General features: G+C 41.0%; 22 protein-coding genes, 1 tRNA gene and 2 pseudogenes. 7 read left to right on the top strand and 18 right to left on the bottom strand.

Annotated elements, in window-relative coordinates:
• Positions 1–3 precede the first annotated feature (3 nt).
• From SYN6312_RS06580 to SYN6312_RS06570, 3 genes are all read left to right on the top strand, one after another.
• Positions 4–282 carry a hypothetical protein gene (locus SYN6312_RS06580; protein ID WP_015124078.1) on the top strand — a complete coding sequence of 93 codons (279 nt, stop codon included), beginning with the start codon at positions 4–6 and terminating at the stop codon, positions 280–282.
• Between the two features lie 83 nt (positions 283–365).
• Positions 366–1,409, top strand: a complete 1,044-nt coding sequence (locus SYN6312_RS06575; protein WP_015124077.1) for a hypothetical protein — start codon at positions 366–368, stop codon at positions 1,407–1,409.
• Between the two features lie 53 nt (positions 1,410–1,462).
• On the top strand, positions 1,463–1,756 hold the full coding sequence (locus SYN6312_RS06570; protein ID WP_015124076.1) for a hypothetical protein: 294 nt from the start codon (positions 1,463–1,465) through the stop codon (positions 1,754–1,756).
• A gap of 224 nt (positions 1,757–1,980) precedes the next feature.
• On the opposite strand, the gene SYN6312_RS06565 is transcribed toward SYN6312_RS06570, so the two are convergent.
• From SYN6312_RS06565 to SYN6312_RS06520, 10 genes are all read right to left on the bottom strand, one after another.
• Positions 1,981–2,394, bottom strand: a complete 414-nt coding sequence (locus tag SYN6312_RS06565) for a D-Ala-D-Ala carboxypeptidase family metallohydrolase (RefSeq protein ID WP_015124075.1) — start codon at positions 2,392–2,394, stop codon at positions 1,981–1,983.
• Positions 2,395–2,621: 227 nt separating this feature from the next.
• Positions 2,622–2,984: a hypothetical protein gene (locus SYN6312_RS06555; protein ID WP_015124073.1), complete on the bottom strand. Its 363-nt coding sequence runs from the start codon at positions 2,982–2,984 to the stop codon at positions 2,622–2,624.
• The gene (locus tag SYN6312_RS19725; protein WP_156804752.1) at positions 2,984–3,274 is read right to left on the bottom strand and encodes a hypothetical protein; all 291 of its coding nucleotides are present in this window, start codon (positions 3,272–3,274) and stop codon (positions 2,984–2,986) included. Before SYN6312_RS19725 ends, SYN6312_RS06555 begins: the two co-directional genes overlap by 1 nt.
• A 4-nt stretch (positions 3,275–3,278) precedes the next feature.
• On the bottom strand, positions 3,279–3,875 hold the full coding sequence (locus tag SYN6312_RS06550) for a hypothetical protein (RefSeq protein WP_015124072.1): 597 nt from the start codon (positions 3,873–3,875) through the stop codon (positions 3,279–3,281).
• Between the two features lie 107 nt (positions 3,876–3,982).
• The gene (locus SYN6312_RS06545; RefSeq protein WP_015124071.1) at positions 3,983–4,213 is read right to left on the bottom strand and encodes a hypothetical protein; all 231 of its coding nucleotides are present in this window, start codon (positions 4,211–4,213) and stop codon (positions 3,983–3,985) included.
• A gap of 395 nt (positions 4,214–4,608) precedes the next feature.
• A complete protein-coding gene (locus tag SYN6312_RS06540; protein ID WP_015124069.1) occupies positions 4,609–6,015 on the bottom strand; it encodes a hypothetical protein in 1,407 nt (468 codons plus the stop codon).
• Positions 6,002–8,101 (bottom strand): hypothetical protein, encoded by a 2,100-nt coding sequence (locus SYN6312_RS06535; RefSeq protein WP_015124068.1) that lies wholly within the window; start codon positions 8,099–8,101, stop codon positions 6,002–6,004. The genes SYN6312_RS06540 and SYN6312_RS06535 overlap by 14 nt, the downstream gene beginning before the upstream one ends.
• 13 nt (positions 8,102–8,114) lie before the next feature.
• Positions 8,115–8,576, bottom strand: a complete 462-nt coding sequence (locus tag SYN6312_RS06530; RefSeq protein WP_015124067.1) for a hypothetical protein — start codon at positions 8,574–8,576, stop codon at positions 8,115–8,117.
• Positions 8,573–9,664 (bottom strand): hypothetical protein, encoded by a 1,092-nt coding sequence (locus tag SYN6312_RS06525; protein ID WP_015124066.1) that lies wholly within the window; start codon positions 9,662–9,664, stop codon positions 8,573–8,575. The genes SYN6312_RS06530 and SYN6312_RS06525 overlap by 4 nt, the downstream gene beginning before the upstream one ends.
• Positions 9,665–9,708: 44 nt before the next feature.
• Positions 9,709–10,818 (bottom strand): tyrosine-type recombinase/integrase, encoded by a 1,110-nt coding sequence (locus tag SYN6312_RS06520; RefSeq protein WP_015124065.1) that lies wholly within the window; start codon positions 10,816–10,818, stop codon positions 9,709–9,711.
• Between the two features lie 197 nt (positions 10,819–11,015).
• Here SYN6312_RS06520 and SYN6312_RS06515 point away from each other — a divergent pair.
• A tRNA-Val gene (locus SYN6312_RS06515) sits at positions 11,016–11,087 on the top strand.
• A 603-nt stretch (positions 11,088–11,690) separates the two neighbouring features.
• Here the strand turns inward: SYN6312_RS06515 and SYN6312_RS06505 are convergent.
• From SYN6312_RS06505 to SYN6312_RS06490, 4 genes are all read right to left on the bottom strand, one after another.
• Positions 11,691–12,095, bottom strand: coding sequence for a hypothetical protein (locus SYN6312_RS06505; protein WP_015124064.1), 405 nt, complete (start codon positions 12,093–12,095; stop codon positions 11,691–11,693).
• Between the two features lie 38 nt (positions 12,096–12,133).
• Positions 12,134–12,466, bottom strand: a complete 333-nt coding sequence (gene psb28, locus SYN6312_RS06500) for a photosystem II reaction center protein Psb28 (RefSeq protein WP_015124063.1) — start codon at positions 12,464–12,466, stop codon at positions 12,134–12,136.
• 65 nt (positions 12,467–12,531) lie between these two features.
• Positions 12,532–13,422, bottom strand: coding sequence for an alpha/beta fold hydrolase (locus SYN6312_RS06495; RefSeq protein WP_015124062.1), 891 nt, complete (start codon positions 13,420–13,422; stop codon positions 12,532–12,534).
• 70 nt (positions 13,423–13,492) lie between these two features.
• A complete protein-coding gene (locus tag SYN6312_RS06490; protein ID WP_015124061.1) occupies positions 13,493–13,984 on the bottom strand; it encodes a DUF29 domain-containing protein in 492 nt (163 codons plus the stop codon).
• Between the two features lie 191 nt (positions 13,985–14,175).
• Here SYN6312_RS06490 and ccsB point away from each other — a divergent pair, with 191 nt between their 5' ends.
• The gene (gene ccsB, locus SYN6312_RS06485; protein WP_015124060.1) at positions 14,176–15,186 is read left to right on the top strand and encodes a c-type cytochrome biogenesis protein CcsB; all 1,011 of its coding nucleotides are present in this window, start codon (positions 14,176–14,178) and stop codon (positions 15,184–15,186) included.
• Between the two features lie 21 nt (positions 15,187–15,207).
• Positions 15,208–16,197 (top strand): tRNA lysidine(34) synthetase TilS, encoded by a 990-nt coding sequence (tilS, locus tag SYN6312_RS06480; RefSeq protein WP_015124059.1) that lies wholly within the window; start codon positions 15,208–15,210, stop codon positions 16,195–16,197.
• A gap of 8 nt (positions 16,198–16,205) precedes the next feature.
• Here the strand turns inward: tilS and SYN6312_RS06475 are convergent.
• Both SYN6312_RS06475 and SYN6312_RS06470 read right to left on the bottom strand, forming a co-directional pair.
• Positions 16,206–16,884, bottom strand: a pseudogene (locus SYN6312_RS06475) (hypothetical protein).
• Positions 16,884–17,141 (bottom strand): RusA family crossover junction endodeoxyribonuclease, encoded by a 258-nt coding sequence (locus tag SYN6312_RS06470; RefSeq protein ID WP_041430668.1) that lies wholly within the window; start codon positions 17,139–17,141, stop codon positions 16,884–16,886. The pseudogene SYN6312_RS06475 and the gene SYN6312_RS06470 overlap by 1 nt, the downstream one beginning before the upstream one ends.
• A gap of 698 nt (positions 17,142–17,839) precedes the next feature.
• On the opposite strand from SYN6312_RS06470, the gene SYN6312_RS06465 reads away from it, so the two are divergent.
• Positions 17,840–20,824 carry a Cache 3/Cache 2 fusion domain-containing protein gene (locus SYN6312_RS06465; protein ID WP_156804751.1) on the top strand — a complete coding sequence of 995 codons (2,985 nt, stop codon included), beginning with the start codon at positions 17,840–17,842 and terminating at the stop codon, positions 20,822–20,824.
• Positions 20,825–21,127: 303 nt separating this feature from the next.
• Here the strand turns inward: SYN6312_RS06465 and SYN6312_RS19320 are convergent.
• A pseudogene (locus SYN6312_RS19320) lies at positions 21,128–21,974 on the bottom strand (IS630 family transposase).
• Positions 21,975–22,211: 237 nt separating this feature from the next.
• Positions 22,212–22,889, bottom strand: a complete 678-nt coding sequence (locus SYN6312_RS06455) for a hypothetical protein (protein ID WP_015124057.1) — start codon at positions 22,887–22,889, stop codon at positions 22,212–22,214.
• Position 22,890 lies beyond the last annotated feature (1 nt).

The following is a 22,890-nucleotide window of genomic DNA, read 5'->3' as shown; positions in this document are numbered from 1 at the left end:
CTAATGGCAATACTTGAGTTAAATGAAAGACAGCAGCAATGGAGCAATTATTATAAGGATGCAATTTATTCTTATACAGCTACTCTTAACGCTATGAATATAATTGCAATCGCATTGATGAGCAATGAAGCCGACTTAGAAAAGAATCTTCTTTTCATGGATGATCTAGCACAGGTTAGAGAGAGTTTATTACTTTTAACCAAAGAAGCTAACTCTAAAATAGGTGACTTATTGCTAGAGTCCATGAACAAGGTTAATAGTTCTTTCTCTAATGAGGATTAGTTAACCCATTTAATAAAATACCCCTTAGAAACTATCTAAGGGGTATTGTTTGCCGTCATCACACAAACTTAAGGAGTAATAATATGTTACCAGATTTTTTTAGTTCTGAGCTACCACTAGGACAAAGTTTGCTCTTGGTTTTGGATCACTATTTAGCTTTACCTAATCCACAAGATAGCAAGTTATTAGCTTGTTATTTAGCACAAGATTATAGACTTCTTAATAAGTGTTTTATCCTTTATTGTTTAGGTGAATCCCGTAGTGGAAAATCTACCTTTTGCAAAATAGCTTCTAGGCTTACTAATAGCACTATCTTAGGTGCGAATAGTTCAGTCTCAGCAATAAGAAGGACTATAAACGCTCTTAAGTTTAGAAATTACTCTCTAATCTTAGATGATTGGAATAAGTCAACTTTTAGCAATAACCAGCTTTATCAACTATTAAAAAACTCAGTAGATAAGGCTACTGCTAAAGAGTTTTTAAGTAGTAGTGACACAGATAAAGGGGTTATAGAGTTTAGCACTTTCTCACCTAAGATTATTTCTACAACTTTCAATATAACAAGGGAAGTAGATAATTTTATAGAGCTTATTAATAGACTCTATATAATAGACTTTAAGAGAAGTTCTAATAGTGATTTACCACAGATAGACGATGAAGACGATTATGATATTGATTTATCTATCTATTGGGAAGATAAAGAAGAGGACTTTAAGGAACTTTTAAGAAGTCTTAGAAATAAAGGCTTAAATATCTCCCAATGGGAAAGAACTAAGCCACTACTTGCCGTAGGCTTGTTTCAAAAAGTATTCACGAGCGCAAGTGAGGGATGGGATTATTTTAAGGACTACTGGGATAGAGTCAATAAAAAGTTTGATAGCCCTACCTTAAAGAGCGTTATCTTAGAGTTTATAGAAGCTCACAATCTAAACGCTGTAGAAACTAACCGGGATTGGTTAGTAGATAAGATTACTTCAGATACTCTTAACGCTTACGTCAAGTCTTTAATTAAATACGGTTATCTGCCTTTAGATAGACTTACTAACAGTGAATTTTGTAATTGCATGAGTGAGCTAGGTTATAAACAAGAATTAGTGGACAAGATACCTAGATGGGTATTAAAATAAGAATAGATTCAATGATTGAATCTTTTGATTAAACGTTACTTAAGGTGATAACTATGGCTAGAGGCGATACTGTTGGTAAACTCCATACCAAACTTACAAGAGAAATGCTTTTAGGTGAACATGAAAATCCAGAGCTTAACGCTGAGTTTATCTATTGGCGTATTCAAAAAATGCTCATTGAGCCTCTACAGTTAGACAATGCTGAATATATCGAATTGTTTAACAAAGCTTGGGCTTGGCATAGTAACGCTGAAGAGCGTGAAATTAAAGAACAAATTGACAAGTTATCTTCTAAAGTTAGAGATAACCCAGCATTAAAAAAGGAGTTAATGGCAAAATTAAAATAAGTCACTATAACAGGTTTAGAAAACCTTGTAAGGCTACTTTATCTATTCCTGAATTAGTTGATATTCCCTTTTAACCCTTTTATTAAACTCTTATAGTTGAGTCTATAAGAGTTTTTTCTTATTTGGATATACCCCTATAATAATTAACCCCTCACTCAAGTAAAGAGCTTGGGGCAATTAGTAGGTTTGGGATAGCTTGATTATAGATAAAACACCAATTAGCGTCAATAATCCCATCTAATCCTACCGCTACGCAAATCAACGTGAGTAAAGCCTCTGCCGCTACGCTGTCCATAACCTAGTGCCATTGACCATCTTTGGTCTAGCCACTGCTCAAACTGAACACCGTCACGACCAATAGGGTAAATATCGGCTGCACCGCCGTTTAAGTGTTGACTGTTTGGCACACCTCCCACTTGTCTGTTAATCGCAGGTGGTCTATACCAACTTGTTACCCCAATAGGGCCATTCCATTGCTCTCTAATCTTGTCCAGTTCAAGAGCTAATCGGATTACTCTATCTTTTATTTCTTGAGTAGGTGGTATCCTTCTTAAGTCTCGATTAGTAACTTCATATACCTTAAAGTATTTACTAACGTTACTATTAGGGTTATTCCAATCTATTAGTTTGCTGTCCATTAGTATCACTCCTTATTAAGTTTTTGGTGTCAATCAATACTAATAACCTGTTAATATCTACTCCCAAAACTCCCATTAGTAAAATTGACATTAAAATCATTAAATAGTGATTGCTCTTTTTAAGCGAACAAAGGTCATCTTTAATGTGTTTTAGGTTTTCCTCTAACTTATAAAAGAGTTTATAGAAGTCTAAAATAGTAGGCTTACCTTGATTGTTATCCATGACTTTAAGGTATCCATATTAAAGGTTCTTCTAATTCTTCTTCTAACTCTTCTTCTTCTAAAGAATCACTAGAATTATCTCCTAAAATCTGATGAGCCAATTCCTTGTCAAATTCACTAGATTCGTCATCGTTCAGGACGGCTAAAGCCAATTCCTTCTCAGTATCAAAATGTTCAATTAATTGCCCGTTAACCTCTTCTACCTGCATCCCAGTAAATTCGTTTGGTTCAATATAATCAATTAAATAAGAATTTTCCCCAATTTCGTTTAATTCGATAACTCCATCCTTAAATAAGGATTGAGTTTTGGTAAGCTTCTTGCAATCAAGCTTATCTAAACTGTTAAATAGATAACCCTTAAATTCCATTAGTCTAATTCCTCTAACGATAGTGGGATAGGATTTTTATTAAACCTAGTTAAGCTACTTTTTTCAATAACTAAGTCTAATAATTCGTTATTAGGTACTAAAGGAGTTTTTATTAGCCTATCTTTGCTAGTAATCCAAGTTAAAGAGCTAACAAAAGAATCTTTGTAAAATAAAGATAGTCTTAGCCTTTCAAACTTCACAATAGTAGATAGGTTAACAAAGGTATTACTAGGGAAGTTTTTAATAACTCTAGGTGAGTTAGTAATAGTTACCCTAGTAATTACTCCCATCACACTAACCCGCTACAGCGTTAGAAGGTTTAACTTCTTTTTCACTGACAGCGTTAGCTGCACGATTCCGACCGATTGCGTTCTTAGACCCTTTGGTGAGTACGAAAGTATTACCACTACGGGCCTTAAATACCCCTACTTCAGTGAACCTAGCTAAATTGCTGGCCATCTTGGCAAAGCTGAGTCCGGTAGGGATTCCAATTTGGCTAAATCGGGCATCGTTAGGATTGATCGTGAACTTAAGAATAGCGTTATAATCTGCCACCCCAACAGTTTTAATGTGATTGGAAAATTGACGCTGTACTTTTGGCTTCCAAAGATACGTCCGAGTTTTACTGGGTTGCCGTCCGCTGTTTAAGCGTGGCTGCACAGAATCACTATTTCCCCGCCCCGCTTGGCTGGGCTTAGTTTTGAGCAGATAAGCCGCCGGGTAAACAAGTTGCTGTGGACGCAATTTAATCCGATCCACAGTCCCCTGATTAACGTAACTGTATAAGTTCCGAGTTTTAACTTCCCGCCCCGCCCCGGCACGTTGCTTGGGAACTTTTAGACGATAAGCTCCCCACAAAACAGAGCGTTTTACATAAGGATTAGTAGCCATTTTTTGACACCTTGATTAAAAAAAGGGTAAAAGTCAGGCTTATCTAATCAAGTTTTAAGAAACCAATTTAATAAGATAAGCCTTAATCACTGAGTTAAGACTAGAAATTAATCTAGGTATTCACCCGCCGCAATAGACAAGTTAGCACCTGAGCCTGAGATAGTAATTGGTAGGGCAATCGTAACAGTCGCAACCAACCCTTCCAAGTCAATCGCAATCTGGGCGTTATCAGGCCGAGTATCTTCCGGTACTGCTAACTCTAATTCGACAAGTTCACGGGCTACTTCTAAAGCTTGTCCTTCAAGAGAAGTAGCGGTGGTAGTGATAGCTGAAGCCATAGTTTTGATTCCTTTTTAGTTAACTAGGATTATGGCTCAAACAATAAACTATCAGGTTATCTTAAGTTACCAGGGTTAAAGAATAGTAGCTAGGCTTAAGGTTAGCTAACGTTCCCTGAGGTTAATCCAAGGGAAAAAACGCTAAATACAATCTTAAGGATTTAACCCTAGAAAGTAGATTTAGCGTTATTTAGAGTAACCGTGATACTAGGATTAATTTATTAGCTCTTTTCTAATAAGGCTATTAGAACAAATATTCGGTAATTGATTAAGCCTACCTTTTAATAACAAACTTAACTGTTCTTCACTAATAGCACTATTTATAAGAGCTTTATCTAAAAGTTTATGCAACTCTATCCAAGTATCGTTATTATAAAGTTTAACTGCTTTCCGTTTTAATCTTGTGGATTCCATTGTCCTAATACCCCTCTTTTCTTATCTCTTAAAATACAGCGATAAGCCTTAGTATCAACAGTTTGAGCGTTACTATTCTTATTCTCAATATAACTTAGTTTAGGATTATTCATTACTTTAGTATCTATATATTTCTTAAAGAAGTTCCAAACTCTAGTGCATTCACCTTTAGACGCACAATTAACCTGAAATTTAGAATTATCGTCTAGAGTAACTACTAATGCCCATCTACCCTTACGAATATTAGGAAATTTGATATTTTCGCTACTATTAACTGACTTATTCCAATGTGGTACAGTAACGCTATATTGTGACCTATTGCCGCTAGTTCCCCTATAAAGTATTTGTAATTGATTCACAAAAGTGTATTTATTCATAAATCCAGCCGGAACAATACTAGGCTTATTTAATCTGCTATTAGCTAAAGTATTACTAACTGTACTTACTAAATTAGTTTTATTTCCGACTATATAAACAGTTTCATTGTCATCTCCACTTGGTTTAATAGTGACTAGATTAGTTTGTCCCGTTAAATTCTGTTCTAATTCTTTAGAGGCAAAGTAGTTGTCTAATTGATTAGCTACCGCATAAAAAGCGTCTTGGCAACCGTCACCAAAGGCATCGAAAAATTCCTCAAAGAAGCTTCTTTGAATCGGATTAGAAATAGTATCAACAGAACTTTCTACGAAGTCAGCAAAGCTGTAGTGCCTATTTTGCTCTCTTCTTTGTTGAACGTAATTACCCCAAGATAAATTTCCTGGAATAACTTGGTCTAATACGGTTCCTACTGAGTTGTTGTAAAAACTGAAGAAAGCTCGATTAGATTGAAAAATCTTTAGGAATAGCGCATTAGCTCCGGCATAAGTAGCCTCTCTAGCCAAATCGTAAATGTTGCCTAAGGCATCATCTAAAGCCTCTTGTCCTAACTCTAATAAAACTGCCTTAGCTAAACTGGGATTAAATACCGCTATTACTGCCCCCGCAGTCGCACCACAGACAGTAAAACCTAAAGCTTGCCCAAGGGTATCTCCAAGCGTCCCGGCTAAATTCTCTAGGCTATTTTGGATGTTTTGGTTAATCTCAGCATCACTGATATTCCAATTGAAATTCCAAATATATTGTTGATAGGCGATTATTCCCCCGGCGATTCCGGAAAAACTAAAATCTGCTACCCCTTTAATAGCTGAACCCGCTTTCCCTAAAAAACCGAAAATAGAATCCAATAGACTACCTTCCCCAGACTTGCCAATATTTCCTAGGATTCCGTTAGGGCCTGTTATTTGAACTTTTCTAATATTTGCGCCAATAGATTGCTGTAAGAAACTATTATTAATAGCTTTACTTTTGAGATTAGATAACTTTACAGCCGCTACTCTAATTAGTCCCATTAGAATCACCGTTAGTAAGGTTAATAGGCGATATAGTTACCTCGACATCATCGCCATAAAGGTCTTTAATTTGGTCTATTAATTGCTGGGTATTATCCTGTGATTCAAATCCGTTGACTTGCTGCATTACTTGTGAAATAAAATCTGTTAGCGAACCGGGGAGTTTTCTGGTCAGTGAAGCTTTAACAATAGCTGCCCCTTGTAATAAAGACGTTAAAGAAAATTGTAGATTTTGCTTACCTGAATACTCAGTAATAGCAATATCTTTCTCACTGTCTTTAAGAAAATCACTTAAGCCAATATTAGAGCTTTCTCCTTCAGTAGTTGGTAAAGTTGCCAGCATGGGTAACTTAATAGTTTTCTGTTTAATCTCACAAGCTAAGTAATCAATAATTGTATCTATCGCATAATTGGCTACTACTGACTCTTTTTTAGTGTTAATAGTCTCTATTAAATTCCTGGTATTGAGGTTAATAATAGCCTTTAATAAAACGTTAGTAGTCACGTTTTGAGTAAGTATTTCTGACAAAGCATCTGCCACTGAGTGTAAAACGATAGTCTGTGATTGATTCCCTTCAGCTACTAAGTCATTATCTTCTATCTCAATTCTATTGTGCCAATTACCGAGAATTTCATCGAATTGCTGTAAAAACCATTCATTGTAATCCTGAATATCATGTAACTCTATTTGCTGAATAGTAAACGGTAATAGGGTATTTTCGTCTCTCTCTACAATAGTATCCGGTACAGTAGTAGGATATTTCCACTGTCCACTACGGATATAGTTAACTGAGTTAATAGCAGTTATTAAAGACGGTAAGCTTCTACTGATTAGCTCTCTACTTTCTAAAGTAGCAATAGAACCGTTAGACTCTTGGATATTGTAGGAAAGCTCACTAGTATCTCTTAAATATTCTTCTGGGTTGTATTGAGCTTTAGCAAATAGATTGCCGTCTATTGTTTCAAACTCCCAAAAAGTTTCACCTCCCATAATTAAAAATAGCTTTTTAGCCATTTCCGTTCTAATCGGGTCAAGTGCCATTTCAGCCGTAGCAGTTAATCGTGAGATTAACGCACTAGGGTTAGAAACTACCTTAATTGTTTGTTGCTCCAGGTATCTTTCCCCATTGACATCCTCTCTTACCCAAGGAACTGTAATAGTGATAGGTATTAAAGTTTCTCCGGGCTGAAGAGGTTCATCATCTTCCCCAGGCTGAATAAATCTAATATTATTAACAGCGTCTAAAATAGCTTCTAAAGAACTATCTTGATTATTCAATAAGGTGGTGAGCCTATCTAAAGCAATATCTAAATTGTTTTTAATCTCGTTAATATCCGCATCTTCGTATTCTGGCAATCTTTCAGGGTCACTTAAATCTGTTAATGGTTCTGTAGTTTGATAAGGTTCAAATTTAGGTAACTCAAAACTTGGTAATTCAGGTATTTCTACACTCGGTAAATCAGGTAAGTTAATAGTATTATTATTAGTCGTATTGTAATAGTAATTATTGATCGTATTATTAAAGGTTAAATTGCCGCAATTATCTATTCCTGATACTGGCACTATCTGAGTACCAGAAAGCTGTATTACAAAGCTATCAAAACCCAAAGTCTGTCCCAATCCCCTTTGTACTCTCCCATTTGCCCCAATCACCACTAAATTCCAAGTAATTGAATTACCAGTAGAACTAGATTCTAAAAAAACTGACTGAATTGGGCCTTGCGCTGTCACGCCATCATTAGGTGACAAACTGATAACTTCTCTAGTTGTTTCTTTCGAGCCATCTGCAAGAGTCCTGACTTTGGTAGATAGTCCAGTGATGCCTACCTTATAGGCTATCGAACATTGACCGCCAATAAAGCTATTAGCAGGAATAGGAGGAAAATTGTTTTTTTCACGGTTATAGTCCCAAACTGTATCACCAAAATCTGTGTACCAGTTAGGTTGCTGTCCTGGGTTAGCGTCCCTACCTTTCTTCCAGGCACGTGCCTGCGCATTTAATAAAGTATTAGTTACGGCCCCTGCTACTGCCCCAATAGCTACTGCTTGACCTACTGCTAATACTGGAGCTAATTGGATCGCCATAATAGATAACTCCTTAGTTCAGTCTTTGAATAATACTATCTTCATTTGTTTCTATTTCTTCGTTAGCACTACCATATAAAGTCAGTGATTCGTTAGCAGACAAGAAACCGTAGCCTTTATCAATCAATTTAATTCCTAGTTCGCAATCAGGCCCTACACTTGGCACTCTTTGACCAAATAAGAAGGGTAATAAATCAATAGTGTAAGGCACTACTCCAGGACGTAAGTCAAAAGTATTTATTTCTAGAACAGGTGAATTGCTAAATGGTTTAAGGGTTAAGGTTACACTTCGGCCGGAATATTGCTGTACCACAGGGGGATTAGGTAAATTAACCGATAGGATTAAATAGTTAATTAGTCCCGCCACTCTATCCTGTGATTGAGTCCCCGGAATTATTCCGGGCTTATAGAAAGTAACTAAATCACCTCCATTATTGTTATTTAATACGATTCCAAAGCTTCTTATAGTGTTCATAATTGTTGACCAAATAATCTAAATTCTGCTACAGACTGATTAGGTAAAGTATTGTCAGCATTACCACTAAATAAAACAGAAATATCTGAAAAGGAGCTAAAGAAGTTTGAGTTTTCTAATAATTCAAAAGTTTGACTAGCTGTAGTCTTAGTTAGGCTAGAGCTAAAAATAGGATTACCAGTTATAGAACTACCTGAATAAACCTGGAAAGAAGTAGGATTATTAAAATTTCCGTTAAATTGACCAGTGTTAATAGTGATTCTATTTATAAGAACTTGATTAGTAAAGCTTAATCTAATCCTAAAGTCAGTTCCGCCGCCATTTTTTACAGCCCCAACAGTTAGATTACCGTCATTTATTAAATTAAGAGTATTAGAACCCGCATAGGTATAACTAGCTAAAGCTGTAGGGGAATAGCTTAACAAGTTATACAATGGCAATTTTTGTGGATTAGGTCTGTTTGAGTGAGTAACAACCCAACCTATTTGAGAGTCAAAAAATATCAACTCGTGAATTAAGAATTTAATAGTTGTATAACCGTTTAACTCAATTCCGTTTATTTTATTGCTATTACGGTTAAATATAACTGGTTGGTCACCTAACAAAATTGCCCTAACTGTGTCACCTGTCGCAGGATTAGAAGGTAAGGTAACAGTGATTTGATTGGCAGTGTTATTAATTAAGTAATTAGCGTTAGCTACCGCATTAAAATTAGTGTTCTTGCTTTGCCACTCTATAGGGGTTGCTTGAACTATACTCACTAATCCTTCTATATTCCCGGCTGGAATAGTTGTAGATTGAATTAAATTTACTAATCCCGTTATCTGACTTGTGCTTAAATTAACTGATTGAATAAAGTTTAATAAATCGGTTATTTGATTAGCGGTTAATTGGGTATTTTGAATAAAGCTCACTAAGCCTTGAATATCTTCAGCTTCTATATCACCACCAACACCACCACTAGCAGGAAAATTACTAAGTAAGATTCTCTTGGTTCTACCGTCTTTTACCACTAAGACTTGATCGGAATTAGATAAATCCTGTATTAGGGGTATCTGGTCAGTTCCGACAAGGTAAATCCAAGTCACAGGCGGTAGCTCTCAGCAAAGGTTCTAAGAGACTTTAACCTAGCCTAGTAATCCGGTAACTCTAGATCACCCGTGAATCGGGCATAATGCTTGGCCACTGTAACTGAGTTGGTATGTCTCGCTAACTTAGCGGCAGCTAATAACCCTTGTGAAGATGCGACATAACTTAAGGCTGTATGCCTAGTTTGATAAGGGTTTCTATAAACTATATTTAATTCAGTTAAAACAGCTTTCCATTTAACACTGTATTTAGACCAATCTAGATAACCACCTTTTAACCCAGGAAAGATAAGATTCTTACTATTCCTGTTTCCTTTTAAGTAATTAGCATATCTACTTATAAGTAGCTCTCTTAACCTGTTACTTAAAGGAATCTTACCACTAATGCCAGTCTTAGTTTCTTTAAGAAGTTTTCTATTAGAGTAAGGTGATAAGCTTTTATCTTTCCCAATAGCAACATCTATTAGAATGTAGTTTTCTTCAAAGTTTACCTTATCCCAACTCAGAGAAAGAGCTTCTGAGGGTCTAACTCCAGTGATAAATAAAAACTCAGTTAAATCTCTATAGTAAGGGTATTTAGTAGCGAATAAGTCAATTATTTTATTTACTTCTAACTTAGTTAGCGGTTTAATATTATCCTTGCTACTTTTTACAGGATTAAGCTTAATAGACTCTAGAGGATTTTCTTTTAAGTAACTTTCTTTAATGCAGTATTGAAAGAACTTATTCAAGTAAGGCTTATAAGTCTTAATAGTTCCTAGTTTGTATTCACTGAATATCTTGGTCAATCCCTTTTGTAAGTCTTTATACTCACTAGCTCTCTTAATAACCTTACCTACTTCTAAATACTTACCGTTATATTTAGCTGTAGTTAGATTAAGTGATTCTATCCAGACTTGATAAAACTCTTCTAAAGAAAGCTCTTTAATATCCCTTTTAGGAACTTGTTTAATAAGCTTAGAAGGGTTATCTATCTTGTAACGCTCTAATGTAGCGTCAAACTGTCCTAGGGCTAGGTCTGACTGCATCCTTGATTGGATAGCCATGGCTACTGTCTCTGACACCTTACCGAGATAAAGGTATCTGCTATTCCCAAGGTAAATTCTGTAAGCTTGGTTTTCTTTATTAAAAACGATTCTAAAAGTCTCAGCCATAGAATTTGCTCTCTAGTTCACTAATAAAAGTTTATTGACAATCTTCTTAATAAATCCGACTAAAATTGAACTAAATAAACCCTATTTAAGGCTCAATTAGAAAAACCTTTTATAAAAGTCTTACTTAATCGGTTATATTAAAGAAGCTCTATAAACCTTATGGGAACTGCTTTAGCAGTTAGAGAGCGTTAGCGATCGGGCGATTAGCACAGGGGTAGCGCACTTCCTTCACACGGAAGGGGTCACTGGTTCAAATCCAGTATCGCCCATAGGTTAGGGAACCTAGTTATAGTAAGGCTTTTGGGAGTTCCAAGCAACTTCTAAAGATAATCTTAATGTGAATAAGACAAAGAACAAAGACCGTTACAGGTTGTTTGGGGTTGTAAATTCACCCCCGAATTTACCCCGTAGAGCAAAGCTCGTTCGCAGATGTCTAAAGTCACGCTTGAGAAATACCGATCCCGATTACGGCTCCGTTGTAAGTTTTTAGAAATGGGTTACACCCTTGCTGTGGGGACGCCTAACTCTGATTCAAAGCAAAGCAGATTGCGGGTTGGATTGAGCAAGATATAGCCACTGGGCATTTTGACCCAACCCTTTGGCGTATAAACCCCGGAAACTCGGCAAGACTCGAACCGAACTGACGGCGAAAGATAAGGGACTTTTCCCAGATTCATTGGTAAAGTATCGGGCAGTGGTGGGCCATCTCCAATCCCATAAGGTAAAGCTATTCACTGAAAACAAAGTTAAGGCAATTCTGACAGCATTCAAACAAAATTGATTAGTATTCCTCTCACTATTTCCCGATGGTGACATTTTTATTTGGTCTGGGCTGCCGATGTGGGGAAATGGCTGGCCTGCGATGGAAGCACTTACTTAGGCGGGGCCTGGGATTGGGGATCTAGTTCATCCAAGGTTTGAATGAGTAAACGTTTGGCCATCAGTTGCCAGCCTTTGCGTTGAATCAGAATGGCAATACCACCGCCAATGATCGTAGCTAGAAAATCTAAGGGTTGTTGCCAAGAAATCCCCAACAGTAACCCCAGGCCAGCAATGCCCCAAAAGGGTAAGGCGACCGTTTGGCGTTGTTCGAGGATGAGGCGATTGAGAAAATCTGTGGGAAATTCCGCCATTAAAGCGTCTTTAACTTCCCGTTGTTTTGCTAAAGGAACCGAGAGGGCAATTTTGCGCCGGAGCTTTTCAATTTTGCGGGCATCGGTACTGTACTGCGTCAGTTCATCTTCGGCCATCATCAGCAAGCGTTCTTGTTCTGCCATATTGCCCTCGCACCGTTAGTTAAGATTGATGGCCTCGGTTATGACTGATTCAGGCCCAGGCCATGGGTGGCTGCATAGCGATCCATAAAGCGAATAAAGCGATCCCAATCGGCAGCGCTGCGAATGGTATAGGTGGCTTCAATGGCAGTGGCTTGACCGTTGATAAATTTGGCATTGACTTCCCGGGTGACAATTTCACCTTCCTCATCCACCATGTACATCCCGTTAATTTCCAAATTACCTTCTTGAACAATTTTGGGGTTATCAAAGGTAAAGTAAGCCTTGCCGTTAGTGCCATCTTTGGCCCGAGTTAGACGGACATCGGGAACAATTTCTTCATTTATACCCCGAATAAATTGAATATCTGCCATGATGATGCCAACTGATGATTTGTATTCCTTCAGAATACCTGGATTCGGGGGCAGTGTTGTCAGGGTTATTTGCTGATTAAGGGAAGAAAATGGGCTTCTATCAAGGCAATGACTGAGGCAGGAAATTCGAGGTGGGGCAGGACTCCAGTGGTAGGAACGGTGAAAAACCCTTGAATGGCCTGGGGATTGAGAGCGGCGAGGCGGTGGCCCAGTTCAACAGAGTTAAATTTTGAGGCTTCTCCCCAGATAAAGATGCTCGGCACGGCCAGTTGTCCAAGGTAGCGAGACAAATCAAAACATAAATCCCCCCGTAAGGAGGCCAAGGCGGCAAATTCGGCTCCCGGCTCTTGGGCAGAATTCAGATAGGCATTGACAGTGGCGGGGGTGAGGCGTTCCGGTTGGGCAAAAATAAACTGCTCTAAAAAATTCCGCACGGCCAAGGCATTCCCGGCCCCGAGCGTGTAAATGATCTGATCCAGGCCTGGGGTTCCGGCCAACTGAGCCGCTAAACCTTGTCCATAATCATTACCAAAGTCACTAAATCCAGTGGGGCCAACTAAACATAAGCCACTGAATAATTCTGGTTTTTGAATGGCTAAACGCACAACTAATCCGGCAGTCAAAGAAGATGCAATCACCGCAACCGGAGCGCCAATCTTCTCAATCAATAGTTCAACCATCTGCCAGTAGTCCGCGGCATGGTAATCCCGCACCGGATGATCGGACGCACCCCAACCGATTAAATCCGGGACATAAATCCGATAACGGCTGGCAAAGGCTGGATAAATGCCGGCCCACTCGACCTGGGATGAACCACCCCCTAAACTATGGAGAAATAAAAACTTCTGGGAGTGTTTAGGTTGGCCCCAAATTTCAGCATAGGGAGTGTAGTAAATCAGCTTGCCCAAGGGAGTAATCAGGGCCTGGGGTTGAAAGCCAAAGGGAAGAAAGGTCATGGGCCAGTCACAAAAAATTACAGAGAGTAGATAACCTGGGGCTGATCTTTCGCATAACAGGCATTAGATGTTATCTCTCAAAATCAGCTAACAGTTTAGATGGTTCGCCAGGAAAAAATTGCGAGTCTAGAATCTGATCTAGGGCGTAAGGGCAATTTTCAGGAAAATGAGTAGGGGGGAGGTCAGTTTCCTGAATCGCCAGTTCTAATCCCATTACATAAACTCTAGGAATGATCTGTGCCAAGTAGGGTTTGAGACTGGGATTGTCGTCAAGAAGGTCTAGAGTATCAATGCGCTGAATCCGAATCGTAGAGATCCAACTGCGAGTTCTTTTTTCCGGTTGGAAGTGCCACTTCAGGAGATGTCCAGTGAGCACACTAAGGCGATTGCGGAGTTCCTGACGTTGTTGTCTGCCCAAGGATGCGATTTCCTCAATCAAATTCGGTAAGTCCAGATGCTCCCATTGCTGATCCTGGAGGAGTTTAACTTGGGTTTGTGTCCAGGCCCAGAAATCAGTGTCATAAAGGGTAGGGTGGGTTGGGGATTGAGGCAGCAAAACCATTAGGAAGACCCAGACAGAACTGGAATAAAGGCATAGTATCTAGTTTAGGATTTTGGGCAGAAGCTTGGGGCAGGGGTTGGCTGAAATTTGGGGAGGATGCCAGATAAAATAAGGAGGATTCTGAGGCAAGCTTACCCAGGCCCCCAGACGATTACCAACTCCCGCAGTACTTCTGATACAGGAACCCTGGCATGGACTTAGTTACCCTTGAAAACTGGCTTGATAATACGGTTTTTGGCATTTTATTCGTGACGATGCTGATCTATTGGATTGGGGCGGCCTTTCGCGAACAGGGACAATGGTTAGCTGGCCTGGGCCGGACAGGGATGATTCTGGCTAATCTTTGCCTGGTGGGTCTATTAGGAGCCCGCTGGATTGAAGGTGGTTATTTTCCGATTAGTAATCTCTATGAGTCCCTATTTTTCCTCTGCTGGGGCTTGACCTTGATGCACCTAGTCGCGGAGGGAATTAGTGGCAATCGGTTGGTTGGGGTGGTGACGGCTCCCTTGGCGATGGGAATTGCGGCTTTTGCGACGTTAACTTTACCCCCGGAAATGCAGACCTCGGCTCCTTTAGTTCCGGCCCTGAAATCCAATTGGTTGATGATGCACGTTAGCGTGATGATGCTCAGTTATGCCACGTTGATGGTCGGTTCATTGGTTGCCATTGCCTTTTTGATCGTCACTTGGGGTAAATCCGTTGAGCTGAAAGGGAACTCCATTGGCTCTGGTGGGTTTCGCAAACTTGGAACTAAAACAACCCTGGTGTCTCTAACTGGGGCAGATTCTGAGCCGGAATTAGCGGGAACGAAGGCTGGTGGGACTGCGGTTTTAACTCCGACTTTGGCGACGACTCCGGCGATGTCCTTGGGGTTGGAACGACTCACTTTAGCAGAAACTTTGGACAACCTCAGCTACCGGATGATTGGTCTAGGCTTTCCCTTGTTAACCATTGGGATTATTTCTGGAGCGGTTTGGGCCAATGAGGCCTGGGGTGCGCCCTGGAGTTGGGATCCGAAAGAAACCTGGGCCTTGATTACATGGCTAGTATTTGCGGCTTACCTTCATGCCCGGATTACCAAAGGCTGGCAAGGGCGGAAACCAGCAATTATTGCAACCTGTGGCCTGGGGGTGGTTTGGGTTTGTTATCTGGGGGTGAATTTATTAGGGAAGGGGCTGCATTCCTACGGTTGGTTTTTCTAGGGTGACATTGGGACGTAAACCATGAGCCAGGCCTGGGGGGATGTTCATGCCCGTATCCATACCAACCTGCGCCAACGCCTTCTCCTCCCCAACACCGCACGGATTCTAATTGCTGTTTCCGGTGGACAAGATTCCGCCTGTTTACTCAAGCTACTGGTTGATCTCCAACCCCACTGGGCCTGGCGACTAGAAGTGATTCACTGTAACCACCGCTGGCGAGATGATGCTAACGATAATGCAGAATTTGTCCAGGCCCTCAGTCATCGTTTCGATCTTCCTTGTCATGTCCGAGTCACAGAGCAGCCCTTAACCAGTGAAAATCAAGCGCGGGCCTGGCGATACGCAATTTTTGGCGAATTGGCCCGGGAATTGGGCTGTGCCTATGTTGTCACGGGTCATACGGCTACTGACCAGGCCGAAACCTTGCTATTACATCTCTTCCGTGGGACTGGCCTGGGGGGCTTAGGGGGAATGGCCTGGAGCCGGAGTTTAGGTGGTGCTTATCCCGATATCCAATTAGTCCGCCCATTGCTGGATTTAACCCGTCCAGAAACCGCCCAGTTTTGTCAGGAGCGAGGCCTGGACATTTGGCTAGATAGTACCAATGCAAACTTGGATTTACGCCGGAATCGTTTGCGCCTCGAGATCATGCCCCAATTGCGACAGTACTTTAACCCCCAGGCCGACCGAGTCCTCGCCCAAACCGCCACCCTCTGCCAGGCCGAGCAGGATTATTTAGATCAAGAAACTCAAAAACATTATGCAACTGTAGTGAATGAGGAGATTCCCGGCCTGGCCGTAAATCCACTGCAAACCCTGCACCCTGCCCTCCAACGCTGTCTAATTCGGAGATTTCTTCAAGAGATTTTTGAGATTACGCCTCAATTTGCCCATGTTGAAGGGGTTTTAAATCTGATTTTTGCTCCTAAGAATAGCCAATCTTCGCCTCTGCCTAAGGGGATTGTGGCCTGGGTTGATCCTCCCTGGATTAAATTTCCTGATCTTGGCTAAGTCGTTCTTCAAGGGGCATTGGAACTAGTATGCAAAGTTTTCAACAGTTGCTCTGTAATATCAATTAGCCCATATACAAATTCTTGTGTAATTGGGGTTGCTTTAAAGCCATGAGCAACTGCATTTCGTAATGCAAGCGCATCCATCAGTAACTGATACTCTAGACGCGAAATCACACCCTCAACCGCTAATTGTTTTACTAAAAAAAGCGGATCAAGTCTTTTCAAACTCAGTTCCTCATGCTCTGCAACAAGCCTTAAGGTTGCCTCAACAAGAGACCAGGAATAGAGGATAGCTAACTCTGGATTTTCTGTTGTAAGTTGTCTGGCTACTTGGAGTCTTGCTTTGATTTCAGGTTGTTGAAGAGAGTTTTCGGCTGTGGGGGGATACTCAGCATCCTCTGGATTAGTCATCACTAACTCCAATCGCCAACCCGGATACTGTGCTATGGATTGGGCTAGATTCTGTAAATATTGGCCAGCTGAGGAATTAAGTGAATGACGGGACTTTACTTCAATGATCACAGCTTCATCTCTCCGGCGTGCAATCATCAGGGCGATAATTTCGCAAAAAATCCGGTAGGTCTTCAGAATTTGGATGAAACGAAATCTCATACCCTTTGTCACGATATTCTTCCGCTAGTTGCAGTAATCGCTCTCTTTCTAAGTTTGTAGTTTGGGTGACCATCAAATAAGTTCCTCTTGGCCTGGAGCTTCAATTACGACAATGTGCAAGAACTCATTTCCACGAGAAAAACCTTCGGCTAGGGTCGAGGTCATATTTTCTACTTTAAACTTACCTGATAAATTTCGCTTCCTGACAAGAACATCAGTGACTTGATCATCGTCAATATAGGCTAATCCAATTATGGCATCCTGAATTGGTTTGACGATATTGTCCACATCTATTGCAATAGATTCATAGAAATAAATGATTTGCAGCATAATTAGATCACTAGCTGCTTTTAGACTTAGTGGCAAATATTTTTCTGCTTCTTGCCATACGTCAATTTTCCAGGCCCTGAGCCGTTCACGCCTAGGAGTCTATTGTGATACGGGCGTCCATCCACTATGAACTTAAATCTCGTCAATGTGCTTTCAAATTGAATGTATGAGTATTTTATACAAATAAGTGCTATTCGGCTGTAGTCATTTCTGCTAGAAAATGCTAGTACCCTTAAGGATTTCAACTATTTTTGTGTCCCATTCTAAATTGTAATAACCATGCACATATACCTACTTAAAAAAAATCTGTGACGGCGGAACAGGGGTAAAACTATGAAGAACTGCGTGAGATGTCCTGTACCAATGTGTGAGAGCCAAGAAAGTTTAGAGTAGCTTTCAACCCCGTATAAAGTTTAATCAATTTTCAATATAAAAAATTAAATTCTGCTGTCTGTGTATCCACTAAGATATACTGCTGGATAGACAATCACCAGATTGTAAACCTTGAAATAAAGCTAGCAAGTTGAAGGAAATCGCTATGACCATCGCTGAGCAATCAGTTTTGAGCCATTTCTAAAATTGCGGTGGTGATTTAGATGTGTTCAACACCAGTTATCTAAGCTAGCATAGTTACTGCAAACAAATTAACTGGATCGCTAACTGCCATCCACCTTATGCTACTAGCAAAGGTTATAAGCTTGAGTCAGTCACCGGTCAAAATTCCAGAAAAGCCCTCCCCCAGTGCTTGGTATCAGTACCTCTCGCAATCGTTAAGGGTGCAAGGCCCCAGAAAAATTAGCACCAAAGTCTTTATTCGCAGCCTAGGTACGTTGCTGGCAAGTACTCTCATTTTGATCGGTGTAGGCACTTGGCAGAATGAAGTAACTAATAAACAAGCTAAACAAGATCTGGAAGTATTAATTCGGGCTGATCGAGATAGTATTATCCGTGGTGTAATTGACTTGATTGAAGCTCAGGGAGAAGCACTCCAAGAGAAGGTTAATGATGAACTAAAACTTGCCCAGTATCTTATTAACGCTTCGGGCGGAGTTAACTTATCAAAAGAAACAGTTTTCTGGACGGTTACGAATCAATTTTCCCTTAAAACCCAGACAATCCGATTACCTAAAATGTTCATAGGTTCAAAATGGTTAGGTCAAAACTTTAGTTTCGATAAACCTACCCCAATTGTTGATCAAACTCAGGAAATGGCGGGGGGGACAATCACGATTTTCCAAAGGATGAACAAAGAGGGGGATATGCTACGAGTGGTAACCAATGTTCCAACTCGTAACGGACAACGGGCCATTGCAACCTATATTCCGGCCCGGAATCCAGATGGGCAACCTAATCCTGTTGTCTCTACTGTTCTGCAAAAACGAACTTATACTGGCCCTGCATTCGTCGTGAATGCCTGGTATGTGACCGCCTATGAACCGATCCTCAACGATCGGGGGGAAGTCATTGGAATGCTCTATGTTGGCGTACCCCAGAGTAATCTGCCATCTCTGAGTCGGAAACTCCAGGAAACCCGATTTGGCAGAAAAGGGTATGTCTATGTGGTGCGGGGTACGGGCCAGCAGCGGGGTGAAATTATCATTCCGCGTCCTGGTGAGCAGGCAGGGCAATTGGGTTGGGCAGTGAAAGATGCTGACGGAAATTTTGTCGTACAAGATGCCATTGAAACAGCATTATCTGCACCGCCAGGAGAGTTCAGTTCAATTCGTTATCGTTGGATTGACTCTGTATCTAAAAAAGCTGAATGGCGGGTGGATACCTTAAGTTACTACGCCCCCTGGGATTGGGTAATTGCAATTTCCCGTGATGAAGAAGACTTCAAAATCTTTTTCAATCGCCTAGAAACCAACCGAACCATTAACCTGCTCGTCTCTGTTGGATTAGGGCTTGTGGTTGCCATTATAGGAGGACTCTACATTGGCGAGTTTGTTCGCAGGCTAGGTCAACGCCTTGATCCCCTGGTTAAAGCAACAGAGGCAATGGCTACAGGAGATCTAGGTCTACGGATCCAGGATGCTGAACCCGATGAAATTGGTGAACTGGCTTGGGCATTTAATCAGATGAGTGCCAATCTTAGTGATAGTTATACTCACTTAGAACAACGGGTTAAAGAGCGAACCCAAGAGTTAGAAGCCAGCAACCAGGCCTTGGATCTTGCCCGATCTGCTGCGGAAACAGCTAATCAAGCAAAGAGTACTTTTCTGGCCAATATGAGCCATGAATTGCGAACTCCCTTAAACGCCATTATTGGCTATAGCGATATGTTGATCGAAGATTTAGAAGAGAGTGATTATCTATCTGACTTGCAGAGGATAAATTCCGCAGGTAAACACTTATTGGAACTGATTAATGCAGTCCTTGACCTCTCCAAAATTGAAGCTGGGAAAATACAGCTTTATCTGGAGAAGTTTAATATCAATGAACTGGTGCAGGGGGTGGCCGCCCTGGTTAAACCACTTATGGACAAGAATCATAACCATTTCGACATAGAAATTGCCAATGATCTAGGAATAATGACAGCAGATGCCACTAAAGTACGTCAATCTTTATTAAACCTCTTATCCAATGCCAGCAAGTTTACTAAAGCGGGTACAGTAACTCTGAAGGTTGGGATGGATGAACGTCAGCGGGTCTTCTTTCAAATCTCTGATACAGGGATTGGCATGACCCCAGAACAACTGGCTAATCTCTTTCAGGAATTCACCCAGGCCGATAACTCGATTACTCGCAATTATGGCGGGACTGGCCTAGGCCTGGCCATTAGTCGTCGATTTTGCCGCATGATGGGCGGGGATATTACGGTGATCAGCGAACTAGGGGTTGGGAGTGTGTTTACGATCGAATTACCTCAGTTTGTGGGCACTCCAACGTCTGAAATTAGCCGGCTGTCCCTTAATCGGGATCATTGCCAAAATCAGACAATTCTGGTGATTGATGATGATCATGTCAGTCGAGAACTGTTAGCTCGAAGGCTTAAGCGGGAAGGATATGATGTCATCGGTGCTGCGAATGGTAATGATGGAATCGATCTAGCCTGTGAACATAGCCCCTGCTTAATTTTGCTAGATGTGATGATGAATTTTCAGGGGGCCTGGCACGTGTTAATGGCCTTGAAATCAACTCCCGATCTGGCGGTCATTCCTGTGATTATGATTACAACCGAGAGTGAACACAAGATTGGCTTTGCCATGGGAGCGTCTGATTACCTCACTAAACCGATTGATCGCCAGCAATTACTCAACGTTTTGCAAAAATATTACCCTCAAAAAACCTTCCCTCAGGTGTTATTAGTTGAGGATGAGGAACATATTCGTCAACTGTTCAGGCGAACTTTAGAAACGGAAGGATGGCAGGTGACTGAAGCAGAAAATGGGATGCAAGGATTGGAACGGTTGCAGACTTGCCAACCAGATTTAGTCTTATTAGATTTAATGATGCCGATCATGGACGGTTTCTCTTTTGTTCGGGAAATGCGGAAATCTCTTGAATGGAAGGACACTCCGGTTGTGATTTGTACAGCTAAAGATCTGACGGAGCAAGACTATCAACAACTGCAAGGAAACGTGACACAAATTCTGCACAAGAGTTCTGAAGGAATCGAGGGATTAATGACAGAAATTCGGAAAATTGTCCCTCCGCCTATAGATTCTACTTCCAATGTTTAAATTGAAGTCTATAGCAATACGATTTTAGATTCCAAATGCAGAAATTGGTGAAATACTGAGTGTCAATAAATCTTAGATTAGTTATTTGATTTTCCTAAGATCGATAAATACTCATCTTGTTCAGTTCTAGCTTAGCACTGCTATATCTACCAGGCCCTGAGACGTTTACGCCTGTGAGTCTGTTGTGATACAGGGGCCGATTCACGATGAACTCAAATCTTGTCAACGTGCTTTCAAATGAAATGTATGGATTATTTTATACAACTTTCCGCTGTGCAACTATATAGTAATTACAAATAAGTCTTAGAGATTGCGGTTGGCATAGTCTCGAATAATGTCATCAATGGCGGTGTCTGGCGTTGCATACTGTCTTCGTTTCTTCAAGGCAGCAAAATCGTGCTCAATCTTGTTAAAGTCTGGCGAGTATTTGGGTAGGAAGAGCACCTGATGCGCGCATTGGTGGGCAATGTCTCGAATCACATTTTTCCGGTGAATCGGGGCATTGTCTAAAATCAACACGGACGGGACTTGGAGGGTCGGTAATACCCACTCAGACAGCCATTTCTCAAAACATCCGGCATCAACGCTTCCCTCAACTACCATGGGGGCTAATAGAGCATCTTTGCATCTGGCCATGAGTAGATTTTCCCGTTTTTCTCGTTTTCCGGTTCTGTCTGCAAAAAGCTTGGTGCCTCGTTGGGCCCACCCCCAGGGTTGAGAGACTCGGTTGTCAAAGCCACTTTCATCGATGTAAACGAGATGTCTCGACCCCTGTCGCTTCACAATCTCCTGTAATTGCTTGAGATAGACTTGACGTTCCTGAGGATTGCGTTCTCGATACTTTTGCTGTTTTTTTTCGGGTAATTTTCATCTGCTTCAGGGCATACCAAATGGCGTGAATGTTCACCCCGAAATGGGCTGCTCGGTCACAGAGGCGGGCATTGGGGTGGTCTTTAACGTGCTGTTCTAGAACCGCCCAATCGAGCTTGCGCTGACGACGTTTGACAACGGTGGGACGTAAATCCTCTCGGTTCAACCAGTTATAGACCGTTGCCGGACACACCTGAAACCGACGAGATGCCTCTGCTTTGCTGCCACCCTCTTTTACAAAGGTCACGACTCGGGTGCGCAAATCCATGCTGTACGGCATTGACTTTTCATCTTTACTTCTTAATTGAAAGTACTATACATCTCTAACCAAGGGGATTTTGGCCTGAATTGCTCCTCCCTAGATTAAGTTTTCTTCCTTTAGATAAGCGGTGCTGAAAGGAGCAGTAGCCACTTAAAACCAGCAGATAGAGCTTTGCTTGTATCCCTATCAACAACTCAAGACAGCTAACGGTGAGTTTGTGCAGCAGATATCCTTAAAATCTTACAGAGAAGCTCGTTAGCTTGACGTTTGAGCAGAAGATGCCGAACAATTCAGAAATATATGATACATAGCTATCAAACCCCCTGCCATTCGTTCATGTTTGCTAACCCATACATCAGGTATGGAAGATAGAACTTGAGCTTTCTGCAAGAGTTGTATGATATGCAAATCATTGTTTATATCTCCATCGAAGCTTCGCTTTAACTCAGATACCCAATAGCTTGCATCATCACTTTGAACATACCCTACCATTGCTGCTTCTGGGTACTGTGATGCGTACACTTCTTTAACGAAGCATTGCAGCCCGTCTTCACCTACATACTTGCCAATGGGGTAACCGTTTTTTCGTAATCGTTTTGCCTCAAAGATATATTCAGGTCTAATTTCTCGCGGCAAATTACTTTCGACAACAATATCTAACTTTCTTCTACGTTTGCCAGTCCGCCCTTCAACTGCTAAAAGTTTTTCTTCTCCTACATAGTAGCGGTCATAAAATCTTTCAGGGATGGTTGGATCTTTGAGTTTTTCTCGCATCGCCTCTACAATCAGCCCTGTAATTTCTTCTTCCGTAAGATTAAAGTGAATTTGTGATAAGGCTTCCTGATGCCCCCAAGCAAGAAGCTGATGAGCATCCTGTCGAAATCCGTAAAAGTAAGAATCCAGAGTTAATGAATCAACTTTCTCCGCCCCCATA

Source organism: Synechococcus sp. PCC 6312, from assembly GCF_000316685.1.
GTDB lineage: Bacteria > Cyanobacteriota > Cyanobacteriia > Thermosynechococcales > Thermosynechococcaceae > Pseudocalidococcus.
This window is presented reverse-complemented; position numbering and strand designations above follow the sequence as displayed.